The organism is Prevotella melaninogenica (assembly GCF_018127925.1).
In the GTDB taxonomy this organism is placed as follows: domain Bacteria; phylum Bacteroidota; class Bacteroidia; order Bacteroidales; family Bacteroidaceae; genus Prevotella; species Prevotella melaninogenica_C.
Map to the genome: position 1 here is coordinate 399,965 of NZ_CP072348.1, position 14,238 is coordinate 414,202.

A 14,238-nucleotide genomic window follows, 5' to 3' on the forward strand; every position below is an offset into this window, starting at 1 on the left:
CTTTTTCATACATATAAAGATAGAGAATAACCTCAATTTCGCAGCACTTTTTCTTGTGAGATGATTTTATGTGTTGAGGCGTCTTTTTGCCTCTACATGTGATAACCCAAGTTTAACACCCACTTTCGCCTAATTGTTACTGTCACCGTACTTTCCTCATTTTTCTTATGGGCTCTGTGTCCTACAAATTTTATTCTTTTTGAATGGTGAGTGTTTTAAGTTCAACTTATCGTATATCTGTTTTGCTTGCTTCGAAGGACTACTACATTGGCGCATCTCGATGGTTTCACCTAATGGATTCTTCCCTTTTGTGGTGACGAGCTTTTGGGTGCTCATACGTCGTACTATCTCGGTCCAGTAACAGGATTCTCCTTCTCGTTTTAATTGACAACGGATAGTGTTTACCACCCAGTAGGCTAATAAACCGAAGAAAAGGTGTGCGTCGCTTCGCTCATCTTTCTGATGATAGATAGGACGGAGGTTGAGATCATTCTTTAGTTGTCTGTTCGTACATTCTATCTCACGAATGAGATTGTAGTATTCCCATGTTACACGTTCAGAAAGTGTCCTGACATTGCTGCGGAGGAAATAGACTCCATGACCAGATTCCATTGCCGAGAGGTCTTTTATCTCCCAGTCTACACGCAGCATCTGCTTGGGTTTCTTCTCGTTTTTTATGTAGCTTATCTGGTAGAACTTCGCTATAGAAGGGTACTTCTGTATGGCACGTCCTGTACGTTCAACAACCTTTTCATAGGTTTTTGTTCCACCTTTCTTGGAGATTCCATTGTTTATCCTCTGCAGTTCCATCTCAAAACGCTCTCTCCAAACCCTGTTCATGGACGACTCTGTCATAGCTTTCGAAGGAGATGTTATTTCGAGATAATAATCCTTATCATCCTCTGTCTTAACCTCTTTCAGCGTTATCTTCTGCCGACGGGCATCCATTACCGTAACACTCTTGTTATCATCACTGAGCGTATAGTCCTTCATTTGCGTACGGGATACGCAGAGATAATTGTAACCCTTTTTCTTTATTAACTCCAAGTTCTCTTCTGTGGCAACACCTGCATCCATGACAACAAGCGTATCCTTGCTTCGTGATGGATTCCTCTTTGCCAGCGTATCAATCATATTGGGTAGAGACTTGGGATCTGCTGTATTACCCTCTAAGATTGAAGAATAACGTATAAAACCTTCTTTATTGATACATAATGCAAGTACAAGTAGCTTACAGTCAGAGCGTTTTTCTTTTGAACGACCGAACTTGGCTTTATCGCTATTACGCTTGCTACCCTCGAAATAGAAGTTGGTTAAGTCGAAGAGCATCAACTTGTTGTCTATATTAAAGAGAACGTCAGTAATGCTGCACAGATGATGCTCTAACTGTTCCTTTAGTTCATATAATTTGTCAGTGATTTTATACAGAGAATTGAGAGGGTGTGTCAAAATAGACACTTCCTCTTTTTGAAGAAATTGTTGACCTATTTTGTGAAAACCGTCAACCCTTTTTAAAAAAAACAGTCGACTGTTTTTGAAAAATAGTCGACTGTTTTGATGAAAACTGTTGACTATTTTTGTGGACAGAGTAAGTTTTAGAAAATAAAAAGAGAGAATGTGCCTATTTTGACACACCCTCCTCCACTATAAAGTTCACCAGCAGCCGAGTTATCGCGCAAATAATAATAAGACGAACGTTCAGAAACTGCATATACTGCGCGAACAATCAATGCTGATAAAGCCGTACGTATCGTATTCTCCGTCCAGCCGTTTCTGCGCAGGAAACCCTCTAACTGCAGCTTGTCTATTGTCTGCTTGCAGAGCCACTCTGCACCAACATTCCTTGCGTCAGTATAGTTTGCCGTCTCAAGGTCAACGTAGTTCTCATATTTTCTCAGCGATTTCTGCTCTTCCTTATTAAACCGATCGATTCCACCTTCTTTCTCCATACGGATCCACCATTCGTCAGCCTTTGCCTGTTCAAAAGGAGTAAGACCGTCAAGATGTTCTATGAAAAGCGAGGGTGTACTTCTCTTTTTGAAGCGTTCGGTAAGAGCGTATGCAATTTTTCGAACCTGTACAGCAGTAAGTGAAGGTTCGAACCCGATGTTCAACAGAATTAGCGAATGTACATGACCCTGCACGTCACGATATGACTCCTTGATGCGATAATAAGGAGCCATGTCGCCTGTGGCAGGGTTGAATCGTGTCTGTACATTTGCGTGCATGAGTGCAAAGTAACAAAATATTTTTGATATGGCTGTGTCCTACAAATCAGATTTTACTCCTCACAACAATACTCTACACTTGATTATCAATCATTTATCAAATTGATACTACACAAAACATCCCGAAAATTTATGAAAAATAATTTTGCCGGTTAAACTTGGGATAAGAAGCGACCTTAGAGTGGAATTTGCCCTTGCAGGCGCATAAAATCCCCCACCCAAGCCAATAGGGAAAATGAATGCCACAAAGAAATGCTGTTTATTCAAGGAAAACTTCAGAGTAGTATGCTTTATTGGTATAAAGGTTTAGAACGTTCTGCCTTCCTGTGCACACCCATTTCGCTGGCACACTGACAAAATGCAGGATAAAGGCTTTCAATCTGCTTGTCTTTTTCAATGGCTTAACCTTTTCGCTGATACGACGGACGAGATAGAGATAGAAGTTCTTCAGCATGGCGGTAACCATCATGAACACCATGTTCTCAGCCATAAAGGAAAAGGGCAGATGTGCCCAGCCGAAGTCATTGTTCTGTATGTCGAAGTTCTTTTCACTCGCTCCACGTTTATTGTAAAATGTAATGATGTCTTTCTTGGTTGACACTCAGTCATTGGTAAGGATACAGCGATATGTGTATATCACTCCGAACATATCCGTCTGTTTCTTACCATCCTTGTCCCTTAAAGTACTTCGCTGTACGACAAGTCTGTATGACTTTCCTTCAATGAGGTTGTCCGTGTTGACGGATGTGACATCGCATTTTTCATAACCAACCTCGATGCTCTTCCATTCTTTCAGTTGGCGGAACTCTTCATAACGAGTGCCACAGTTGGCAGCACGTATATAGAATGTGTTACAGCGTTGCTCTACAGTTTGGATAATTTCCTTTGAGAACGACCCACAGTCGGCACGGAAACGCTCTATTGTCACACCAAGTTCTGAGATTACTCGGTCCATAATGCGACGAAGCGTGTCTTCCTGATGAAATTTCACATTGGTGTTTCCATCACGATTCTCACCTCCAACGATAATGCCCCCAATGGAAGCCCAACCAGGGAAGTAGCCAAAATCCTGTTTGTAAGAATACTTTGCATCAAACTTGTGGGCAGGAATAAACTGATGATCAAAGTCCAAGTCAACATGGCTGCCTACCTTTATAAGCCCCATCTGTCGTATCATTCGCAGAAGTAAGGTGTTCAGTTTCTCTGCTACATTGAAGCTATACGACTTTCCAGAGGTCTCGCTCTTATAGACGATGTTTTCTTCGGCAAGCTCCTTAAGTCCACGTCCTACAGTGTTGGCACCAGGCATTTGCGTACCAGGTCTCTGCCTGAACTGCTCTATAAGTGTATTGATATCCTCAAGACATTCTCCACCACAAAGGTAACTGAAGAAGAGAGAACCGAAAATGCTTCCATGACTAAACGCCTTATCACTGCTACCACGTTTACCCAAGACAGATTCTGTGAGTTTTTCAAAGCCCAACTTTGAAAATACGTCCATAATATGATAAATTCCACCGAAAGAAGTGATATTCTCGTTTTTAATTGCTATCTTTGTCATGTCAGTTGTTTTGCTTGTTTTTTATTTAACAGCACTAAGTTAGGTGAAATTTCTGACATCTCCAAGTGTTTTGAGGACATTGTTGCTCAGGCACTTGGGTTTCTTATAAGATTTTGTTCTGCGGAATTAAGGAATAATACAGAATGACTCTAAGTTTGCAGCAAGAAACTTAAACAGGGTATAATCCCCTTTAGGAAGCAAGGTTGATTCATTACCTTTGTTGTTAAAAGGAAGAACCAGCCTACAGGATAGGGAAACTATAGAATGACTAGGAATTCTATTCCAGCTTATGTTTTATTCCATCCTGTATAGTTGCAGAGACCTAATAGAAAGTCTAGGCTGCGAGCCTATTTAGAGTCTTGCGTCCAACAACTATTGGCTAGCCTTCCATAAAGTGCAAAGTTATGAAGAAAGTTTTAATTGGCATTGATTTCTCAAAAGAAAAGTTCGATGTAGCTATTATCGTTAAGTCAACATCTACACAAGAACATGCATTGTTCGATAACAAAGTTAGCGGTTATCGTAAAATGATTAAGTGGATTAATTCAGTAGTAGAGGATATTCCATGCTCTTCTTGGTTGTTTTGTGGAGAGACTACAGGGGGATATAGTCGTATGATGAGTGACTGGCTCTATGCGCAAGGATATGACGTATGGATAGAAAATGCACTGGTCATCAAACGGACATTTCCTCTAAAACGCCTAAAGAACGATACCGTTGATGCCTTTATGATAGCAGAGTACGCTCTGCGTTTTGAGGACAGAGTACAGCTGTATGAACCAATGAGTCAATCCCTAACAGAGCTACGAGAGATTTTTCTATACCGTCATCACCTCGTACGACATAGGTGTAGCTTTGAGGTACGGCGTATAGAAAAACGATTTACACAACAGAAATCCGCTAACAAGAATGTGATAAGTCAGAGTGCCAGACATATCATTACCGAGATAAATAAGGAAATAGCCAAGTGTGATGAAAAGATAAAGGAATATATCGAATCAGATAACCAACTCTATAGTATTTTTGCCATTGTCACATCTATGCCAGGTATTGGAACTATCAACGCTGTCAGTTTAATGGTATATACGAACAACTTTACTAAGTTCGCATACAACCCAAGAAAGATTGCTTGCTACTATGGTATAGCACCTTTTGGACGTGATTCTGGCACAAGCGTACACACTGATCCACGAGTGGGCTTTATAGCTAATAAGATGCTCAAATCGCTCCTCACACAGGCTGCATTAGCCGCTGTACGAACTTGTCCACAGATTGCAAAGTATTATCAAAGGCTTATAGAACGAGGAAAGAAACCTATGGTTGCACTGAATAATGTCAAGAATAAAATGATTGCCATTATAACTGCAATGGTCAGAACTGGTTGCATGTATCAACCTGACAACATCTGTTTGGCAACACAAAGTGTAAATATTAAATAAATAGTTAAAATAAGAAATATTGGAGGTTTTTGACATAGAAAGCATAAAAGTATAGATAATGTTGAGCCATAATGACAAAAAGACATATTTTTAATGACATATTCAATATAGTCATTTGTGAATAAATAGGGAATTTCAGTTAATTCCCTCTTAGAGCTCTCCAAGGCAGCCAAAAACTGCATTCTTTTCCTTGGAGAAGGTCCCAGAAAAAGAATATGCTGTGTTATTTGTTCAAAAATCTCAAATAATGAGTCATATGAGCACACCTGCCCTTTCCATACTATCTATGGACTTGTAAAATTATCCTTAAGTTTTATTAGGCAGCCTTCTTCACCCTCCGAGCCATCTCCCTTGCGGCAAGAATGGCAGCATTTGCTGTATGGATTCCGAAGAAGAGTAGTAGCCTCTCGCTAAACATATTGCGTGCCTTGATGCGTCCAAGGCTATAGTGTTGCTTTTGATTTCCAAAGCTACCCTCCATTACCGTAGCTCTGAGGTTTCCAATAATCTTTCTCGCTGTCTTGAGACATTCAGCTTCTTCTTTGGGTCTTGGACCTTTTCTAGTGAAACAGGTCGTTATGCCTTTTTCTGTACACATAGTGCGGTTGGCATTGTTGGCGTATATGGAATCGGCACCTACACGCTTGACTTTGATTCCCGTCAAAGATTCTTGATATTCTATACATAGCTTAAGACGGACACCCTCGTTGAATGCCTCAAAGCTGTGGTGCTCTATGAATGATATGCCGTCTATCTGTATGTTGTTGACCTTTGCCCCAAACTCTACACGCTTGTTTTCCTTGCCTCTGACAATAGGACGGAGGTAGGGGCGGTCGATGCTGACGATACGGTGCTTGACTTCCTTGCCGGAGAATAGTTCTGACTGTTGGAGGCATACCTCACGCACAGCGGACAGCCGCTTTTCTTGTTCTGCCGACAGACAGATGCAAGGACTGTACTGTTTACGCAGACGATTCCATTGGGACAGGAGTTTGGACAGAAGCCTCAGGAGTCTTCTCCTGAGCTTGCGCGTGGACGAGGCTGTGTGCTTGCGCTGCTTAGCGTATGCAAGCCTGGCCTTGTCAATATTATTATACTTGCTTCTCGGAATACGCTCTGAGAGGTGTTTACACTCGGAGACCAGCAGAGTGTGAAGCCAATAACAACACTCCCAGAGCAGCTTGATATCCGTAGGAAAACGCAGGTAGCTCTCGTAACAGGTTGCATCCGTCAAGCACAGGTCTTTGTCTTTAAGGTTGTCTTTCCATTTGGCATACAATATGCCCTGAAAGCTGTCTATGTCAAGAAACTGACCAAGACGATTGCGTATGGCACTTACAATCTTTCCATCCTTGATGGGACAGGAGGGGTCTATCAGAACACCACAGAACATCTGCATGTGGATGCTTCCGTTAAGCATTTCTATCAGACCATCGTCAGACAGACCTGTGTATGACTTAAGGAACATTAGGGCTATTTCTCCTTCACCCGAGAAAAGAGGCTTTTTGCCTCGCTTGCTCTTATGGCTAAGGTTCGTATACTCTGCTGCCAACTCCTTTAGTGGGAGCTGGGAATGAATGCGTCCAAGTTCGCTTTGTGCAAAGCTTTCACGATAGCTCTGTAAAAAATCGAACTCTGTAAAGGGCAAAGTTGGTGTTATATCAGAAATTTTTTGTATCTTCACGACGATTTATTTTAAGTTTTCCCCCGATTCTGCCCGTGATGGGTCGTTCGGGGGATTTTATGTAAAGGTACAAATAATATATTATGCTGACAAACAATTAGTTAGAAAAATTCTGAATATCCCTAAATATGTTATATAGCCATAATGATATATTTTAATTGATGCCATAATGCCATAAAAACATATTCTTTATTGACATATTCAATGCAGGATATATGGCTGGAGTATTAGGTTTGTCCCTATGCATTATGGCTTTGCTATGTCATCATATGTGAGGGGTATCTCGGTGATTACTCCCCTCCCTTTGGGGGAGGGGCGAGGGGGAGGGGCCAGTTGGTGGGTCAGGCTTTGTTGCTCATTCTTTCTTTTTTATATCGTGTGCCTGCAATTTTTCTATGAATATTCTTTCTTTTCTCATTTTTTTTATTTAATTTTGTACCCATAATAAAGGAAATTAGAACTATTAACAGAAAGATTCTGCGAACGAAGCATCTACTGAATTGACCAACACAGTTTTATTGTTTGGGTTAACGATTGTTACTGTACCACGTCTATTTATTTTTGCCCATTCGTTCTTATGTGGAGTGACCGTGATAGTTGTCAGCCTGCAAGCTATTCATTGTTTGTAGGGAGAGGAACTATTCTTAAAATCTATCATTATTCTGTTTCGTGTAAATTTTATTTTTTTTAATTTAAAATCTTTCTTTAGATATGACTATTAAACAATATGATTATGTTATAATTGGCGCAGGCCTTTTTGGTGCTACCTTTGCTTATTTGGCTACTAAGCAAGGGAAAAAGTGTATGGTAATAGACAGACGCTCACAGGTTGGAGGTAACCTTTATTGTGAAAGGATAGAAGGAATAAATGTACATAGATATGGTGCTCATATCTTTCATACATCTAGTAAGCGTGTGTGGGATTTTGTGAATTCTCTTGTTGAATTTAATCGTTTTACTAATGCACCTGTTGCATATTATAAGGGTAAACTTTATAATCTACCTTTTAATATGAATACATTTTGTCAGGTGTGGGGAGTAACTACACCTGAAGAAGCGCAAAAGAAACTTGATGAACAACGAGAAGAAGCTGTTGCTAGGATGAAGGCTGAGGGAGTTGCCGAACCTCGCAATCTTGAAGAACAGGCTCTAGCATTAATAGGTAAGGATATTTATGAAAAACTGATAAAAGGATATACGGAAAAACAATGGGGAAGGAAATGTACAGAATTACCAGCCTTTATTATCAAGCGTCTTCCTGTTCGTTTAGTTTACGATAACAACTATTTCAATGATAAATATCAGGGTATTCCTATTGGTGGGTATAATAAGCTAATAGATACTTTACTTGAAGGGGTAGAGACGAATACTGATACAGATTTTTTTGAGTGTCAACATTCTTATGACGCAGAGGAAGGGAATCATAACTTACAAATTAAAGACTTTAAAGTACAATCTAAAAAACTTGTTTTTACAGGCAAGATTGATGAATATTTTGGATACAGTTTAGGTAAGTTGGATTATCGTACAGTTCGGTTTGAACAGGAGGTTTTGAACACTGCTAATTATCAGGGTAATGCTGTTTTCAATTATACAGAAGCAGAAGTGCCTTATACACGTATTATAGAACATAAACATTTTGAATTATTTGGGCAGGAGATTTATACTAATCCTAAAACTGTCGTTTCGTATGAATATTCAATGGAATGGCAGGAAGGTATGGAACCTTACTACCCTGTAAATGATGAAAAAAATAATGAGCTTGCAAAACAGTATCGTGCATTGGCCGCAACAGAACCTGCTGTTATTTTTGGAGGAAGATTGGCTGAATATAAATATTATGACATGGCTCCTATTGTTGAACGTGTGATGCGATACTTTTTTTAAAATGTTTTATTTTACATATAAAAGGGTGTTCTTTGTGAGGTTTTTGATATTAATATTCTTTTTGTTTTTTTCTTCTCGGAATGGTTTTGCAGAAATAAGTGATTCAACGATTTTTGTAGATGCTATAAATGGTAAAGAATCACCCATAAAGACTTCTTTAGAGTTATCGACAAAATATGTTTGGCGTGGTATTGAATATGGAACAGGTACAGTTACCTTTGCAAAAATATCTTATCAGAAGAAAAATTTTGATGCATACTTAGAAGGTGTTTACAGCACTAATGGTAGTCATTCTGAAGTTGATCTGGGAATTGGATATACTTATAAAAGGCTTTATGTAGGTTTAGCTGATTACTATTATCCCTCTACTGTTAGTAACAAAGATAAATATTTTAATTTAGCTAATAGAAGTACAGGACATTATATAGAAATGTATAGTATATTGAGTCCAACAAAGATACCTTTTCTGTTAACATTGTCGTCCTATGTTTTTGGTGCAGATAAGAATTTAAAAGGTAGGCAAGCTTTTTCTTCTTATGCAGAGTTGGCTTACTTTTATAAATTTAAGGATAACAACATTTTAACTCTTGCCTTAGGGTCATGCTTAAATAAGGGATTTTATACAGATTATAAGTCTGGATTTAACATAGTCAATGTTTCCCTTAAATATGAAACAAATCTCAAGTTTGGTAGTTTTCATTTGCCAGTTAGTGCGTCTTATATCGTTAATCCTTATAGGGAGAAATCTTATTTTACATTCTCTCTTTTTCTTAAAAGCAAAATATGAATACGGCTGTTATTTTAGCTGCGCGTAAAGAGCAGAATTCTTGTATACCTTATCCTTTGAAAGAGTTTTTCATAGGAGATGGAAAAAGAACATGTTTACTGGAACGTATTATTCTTATATTGGAAGAATATGGGATTAGTAATATCTTGATAGTTGTTGGCTATCAGAAGCATTTATTTACAAAGTTTGCAAATAAGAATGTTCAGCTGATAGATAATGAAGAATATGAATTTACATCTTCAATGGGTTCGTTAGCTGTTGTAGAACCATATATTAAAGAAGATTTTTTATTAATAGAAAGTGATACATTCTTTGAAAAGAAACTAATAGAAAGAGTATCTAAGGTTGAAGAAGGCAATTGTTTCTGTATAACAGAAGAGTCTGGAAACAGAGATGAGGCTTTTGTGCAAATAAGGCAAGGAAGAGTACAACGGATATCAAAAGATTATCATCAGATTTCTCATATAGATGGTGAGATGATAGGGGTTACTCGTATAAATAAGGAGACTTTTTATCTTATGTGTCGTGCTTATGAACAGTCGACCAATAAGCGTGTAAATTATGAGTATCTTTTACTTGATAATACAGAACTTATAGATCGTAGATTTCTTATGTTTCCTAATCTAATATGGGGGGAGGCTGACAATGAAGACGATTTCAGGATGTTGTCAAATTACGTATATCCTCGTCTTCGTAGGAAAGAAAATCCTTATGATAAGGAAAATCTATATAGCCATCTTCGGAAAATCTTCTCTGAAAAGCACGTTGATGAGACTTGGCAGATAGAACAAATCGGTGGTATGAGTAATAAGAATTTTAAGGTTACTTCACCTGATGGGTGTGAATATGTATTACGTGTGCCAGGTATCGGTTCAGAGGGTATGGTTGAGCGAAATAATGAAGATGTGAATGGGATGCTTGGATGTCGTCTCGGTTTAAACCCTTCCATAAGATATTTTGATAAGAATACAGGTATTAAGCTGGCTGATTTTATTCATAATGCAGAACCTCTTAATGCTGGAACTGTTCAACGAATGTCAAATATGAAGCAGATAGCAGCTATATTCAGGACGCTACATTCTTCTAAAGTACGTTTTAATAATGAATTTAATATTTTTCATGAAATTGTAAAGTATGAAAAACTTCTAACGAAGGCTCGTGGAAAAATGTATGAGGGTTTTGAAAAGGTTAGAGAACAAGTTATGGCTCTTGAGGACTACCTTTTTGAATTAGGTGTTGAAGTGAAGCCATGCCATAATGATCTTGTTGCGGAAAATTTCATTATAGATGAAAATGGTAAGATTTTTCTTATTGACTGGGAGTATTCTGGAATGAACGATCCAATGGCAGATTTTGCTGCTTTATTTCTTGAAAATAAATTTACAGCAGAGAATGTAGATTATGTCCTTAAAAAATATTTTGATGGCAATGTACCCGAAGGAACTTCTCAGAAAATTCTTGCTTATCAGGTGTTGTGGGATTACCTTTGGGCTTTATGGACCTGTATCAAGGAAGCGGAAGGGGATGATTTTGGCACTTATGGGTTAGATCGTTACAATCGTGCAATTCAAAATCTTAAATCAATAAGTATTAAATAAATGAAAGCAAACACAAAGTTTCTTATTCGAAAAGGATACATCTCTGGAATAGGCTCTGGTGTAACTTGGGGACTTGACGCAGTACTCCTTGGTATTGTTATGACTATGAGCCCTTTTGTCGAGAACCCAATTTTATTGGTAGGCGGAGCACTTGTTTGCAGTATGTTACATGATGTTTTTGCTTCAGTTTGGATGATATTAATAATGGGCTTGAAGGGAGAACTTAAGTTTTTTCGAGATGCACTATGTTCTAAAGATGGATTTTTTTGTATTTTAGGAGCGCTTTTCGGTGGCCCTTTGGCTATGACATTTTATCTGATGGCTATCTCAAAAGGTGGTCCAGCTTTGGCTGCAACTGTAACAGCGTGTTATCCTTTGTTAGGTTCAATTCTTGCTATATTTATTTTAAAAGAGAAAGTACAACTGCGTGGATGGATAGGTCTGCTAATATGTGTAGCAGGTATTGTTTGGATAGGGTATTCTCCAGAAAAAAATGAGAACATAAATGTATCACAAGGAGTTTTATTCTCTCTTATAGCAGCGATTGGTTGGGCTACAGAGGCTGTTATTTGTGGATATGGAATGAAAAATGGCAGGGTTAAGCCGCAAATGGCATTATTACTGCGTGAAGTCACATCTGGTACTGCATATATTTTAGTGGTATCTCCTTTAATGTTAGGTGGTTTTGGGGCTTCTCAAGATGGTTTAAGAGCCATTTTCTCCTATCCTCCTTGTTGGAGTTTATTACTGCTTACAGCATTTGTTGGTATGAGCAGCTTCTTCCTTTGGTATACTTCTATTGATTTGATAGGGGCTGCTAAGGCTCTTTGTTTTAATGTTACTTATTCTTTTTGGGCAGTAGTTTTCACTTTTATCTTTATTGGAAATCAGCTTTCATGGAATATTGTAATTGGATCGCTGTTGATTATAGGTGGTGTGGCTATAGCTACACTTATCCATAAAAAAAAGAAAGAAGTATGAATGCTATAATAATGGCTGCAGGGATGTCATCCCGCTTTATTCCTCTTTCGTGGGAATGTCCTAAGGCCCTTCTTGAGGTTAAAGGGGAAATATTGATTGAACGTCAAATCAGGCAGCTCAAGGAGGCTGGAGTGACAGATATTACAGTTGTCACTGGCTACATGGCTGATAAATTTGATTATTTGAGTAGTAAGTTTGGAGTCACGTTGGTTTATAATCCAGATTATGCACGATATAATAATACATCTACTTTAATGTGCGTACTTGACCGGCTTTCAGATACATGGATATGCTCTTCTGATAATTATTTCACAGAGAATGTCTTTAATGACCAGCCATTAATTTCTCAATACTCTGCTGAGTATTGTGAAGGTAAAACGATGGAATATTGTCTATCTTTAGACCAATACGATAATATTATCAGTGTAGATGTTGGTGGTTCTGACGCTTGGTATATGGTAGGACCAGTTTTCTTTTCAGTTGAGTTTTCACGAGTTTTTAAGTATCTCTTACGTAAAGAGTATATAAAAGAGGAAGTGAAGCAAGGATATTGGGAAGATGTATATCTTAAAAATTTAGGTAAATTACCACTTATGCGTGTTCGTAAATTTGAGACGGGGGTGATTAATGAATTTGATTCTCTTGCAGAGTTACAATGTTTCGACATTTCATATATATCAAATACTCGTTCTCTTATTATAAAGAAAATCTGTGATAGTCTTCAGTGCTTAGAAAAAGATATAAAGAATATTCAAAAAGTAAATGTTGGGATTCCAGCATTCAGTTTTGAATATCAAGGTGATAGATATATATATAAAAAAGAAGATGAAGTATAATGATTCTGAAGAGGATGTTATGTTAAAAAAAACATTAATATCTACTTTAAAAGGGTTTGTTAATTTTTGTGAGCAGTATAATCTTCGATATTATGCTGCTTTTGGGACAGCTCTAGGAGCTGTTCGGCATCATGGAATAATTCCATGGGATGATGATATAGATGTGTATATGCCGCGTGAAGATTATAATAAGTTTTTATCATTAAAGGGTACACTTGAAAGCTCTGAGTATGAGATTGTTGATATTGAAAATAAAGGATATTATCTGTATTTTGCAAAATGGTGTCAACGTAACTCTACTCTAATAGAGAAACTTGGAGAACCTGCTTTGGGTATTTATGTTGATATTTTTCCTTTGGATTTTTATGATGAAAATTATTGTAAGCCTCTGATTCAGCATAATGAATTATATCGTTATCTATGGCTTATCTATGGTCATGGGTCTCGTAAACATTCTTTTGCAGAAATCTGTAGTGAGATAAGGCTTATAAGTAAAAAAGGTAAGTTTGGTAGATTGGTTACAGTCTTATTGGATACTTCGGTATTTAAACTATTAAGATTACCATCTCTTTTTCTTATAAGAAAATTTATGAAACGTTTGGAAGAAGCACCAAGATCTTCGTACTATTGGCTTTATTCTATTATATCCTGTGAAAGTAAACCTATGCCTATTGAGTGGTTTGGTAAAGGTATAATAATGCAGTTTGAGGATATCAAAGTTCTGATGCCATCTAATTATGATGAGTATCTTACTCGTACGTACGGTGATTATATGACTCCACCTCCTATAGATAAGCGTCTAAGTAGTCATGCACGTTATTTTATAGACTTTCAGCATCGTTATTCTGTAGAGGAGGTTCGTAAATTAAAAAAAAAAGTAATTCTTTGTGATATAATGATCTAACATCATTTGTTTTCAATATTTTAATATGTAAATTAATGTTGTGTATGAATAGAGTAATATGGTATCATTAAAATATGCTTATTTAAGATTCGAGAGATACTACTATAATTCTTCATGGTGTAAGCTTTTGTAGTCTTTTATGTTTCTTCGCATTCAATAAGCCTCCTTTATGCCTAGTTAGTCTGTATGTCATTACTGTTTGCACCAATAGCATTTACCATTTACACGATGAGTGTTAGGTATCCGCACGTTGATAAGGATTGAGAAGAAAAGTTTATGATAACGTATTACTAATATGAAATAAAAGGACATATGATAATGCATGTTATTGAT

Annotated in this window: 8 protein-coding genes and 3 pseudogenes; 7 read left to right on the top strand and 4 right to left on the bottom strand. The window is 37.6% G+C overall.

Annotation, left to right across the window (positions count from 1 at the left end; genetic code table 11):
* Positions 1-165 precede the first annotated feature (165 nt).
* The 3 pseudogenes from J4861_RS07130 to J4861_RS07140 form a co-directional block, all read right to left on the bottom strand.
* A pseudogene (locus J4861_RS07130) lies at positions 166-1,437 on the bottom strand (IS1634 family transposase); the annotation flags it as partial.
* Positions 1,438-1,637: 200 nt separating this feature from the next.
* A pseudogene (locus tag J4861_RS07135) lies at positions 1,638-2,228 on the bottom strand (IS1634 family transposase); the annotation flags it as partial.
* Positions 2,229-2,487: 259 nt separating this feature from the next.
* Positions 2,488-3,789, bottom strand: a pseudogene (locus J4861_RS07140) (IS1380 family transposase).
* Between the two features lie 404 nt (positions 3,790-4,193).
* Between J4861_RS07140 and J4861_RS07145 the strand changes: the two are divergent.
* Entirely contained in the window at positions 4,194-5,228 is a 1,035-nt protein-coding gene (locus J4861_RS07145) for an IS110 family RNA-guided transposase (RefSeq protein ID WP_211817414.1), read from the top strand.
* A 316-nt stretch (positions 5,229-5,544) separates the two neighbouring features.
* On the opposite strand, the gene J4861_RS07150 is transcribed toward J4861_RS07145, so the two are convergent.
* A complete protein-coding gene (locus J4861_RS07150) occupies positions 5,545-6,912 on the bottom strand; it encodes a transposase (RefSeq protein ID WP_211815910.1) in 1,368 nt (455 codons plus the stop codon).
* A 711-nt stretch (positions 6,913-7,623) separates the two neighbouring features.
* Here J4861_RS07150 and glf point away from each other — a divergent pair.
* Genes glf through J4861_RS07180 form a run of 6 tightly spaced genes read left to right on the top strand, consistent with a single transcriptional unit; the run spans position 7,624 to position 13,905 of the window.
* On the top strand, positions 7,624-8,799 hold the full coding sequence (gene glf, locus J4861_RS07155) for a UDP-galactopyranose mutase (protein ID WP_211817415.1): 1,176 nt from the start codon (positions 7,624-7,626) through the stop codon (positions 8,797-8,799).
* Between the two features lie 43 nt (positions 8,800-8,842).
* Positions 8,843-9,586, top strand: a complete 744-nt coding sequence (locus tag J4861_RS07160) for a hypothetical protein (RefSeq protein WP_211817416.1) — start codon at positions 8,843-8,845, stop codon at positions 9,584-9,586.
* Positions 9,583-11,184, top strand: a complete 1,602-nt coding sequence (locus J4861_RS07165; RefSeq protein ID WP_211817417.1) for a phosphotransferase — start codon at positions 9,583-9,585, stop codon at positions 11,182-11,184. The genes J4861_RS07160 and J4861_RS07165 overlap by 4 nt, the downstream gene beginning before the upstream one ends.
* Positions 11,185-12,165, top strand: a complete 981-nt coding sequence (locus J4861_RS07170; protein ID WP_211817418.1) for a DMT family transporter — start codon at positions 11,185-11,187, stop codon at positions 12,163-12,165.
* Positions 12,162-13,001: an NTP transferase domain-containing protein gene (locus tag J4861_RS07175; RefSeq protein WP_211817419.1), complete on the top strand. Its 840-nt coding sequence runs from the start codon at positions 12,162-12,164 to the stop codon at positions 12,999-13,001. Before J4861_RS07170 ends, J4861_RS07175 begins: the two co-directional genes overlap by 4 nt.
* Complete coding sequence (locus J4861_RS07180) at positions 12,991-13,905, top strand: LicD family protein (RefSeq protein ID WP_249110906.1); 915 nt, start codon at positions 12,991-12,993, stop codon at positions 13,903-13,905. The genes J4861_RS07175 and J4861_RS07180 overlap by 11 nt, the downstream gene beginning before the upstream one ends.
* The last annotated feature ends 333 nt before the right edge of the window (positions 13,906-14,238 follow it).

Excerpts from the sequence above, each read along its gene's own strand:
- J4861_RS07145 (WP_211817414.1), top strand. The coding sequence starts at position 4,194 with ATGAAGAAAGTTTTAATTGGCATTGATTTCTCAAAAGAAAAGTTCGAT.
- glf (WP_211817415.1), top strand. The coding sequence starts at position 7,624 with ATGACTATTAAACAATATGATTATGTTATAATTGGCGCAGGCCTTTTT.
- J4861_RS07165 (WP_211817417.1), top strand. The coding sequence starts at position 9,583 with ATGAATACGGCTGTTATTTTAGCTGCGCGTAAAGAGCAGAATTCTTGT.
- J4861_RS07170 (WP_211817418.1), top strand. The coding sequence starts at position 11,185 with ATGAAAGCAAACACAAAGTTTCTTATTCGAAAAGGATACATCTCTGGA.
- J4861_RS07175 (WP_211817419.1), top strand. The coding sequence starts at position 12,162 with ATGAATGCTATAATAATGGCTGCAGGGATGTCATCCCGCTTTATTCCT.
- J4861_RS07180 (WP_249110906.1), top strand. The coding sequence starts at position 12,991 with ATGAAGTATAATGATTCTGAAGAGGATGTTATGTTAAAAAAAACATTA.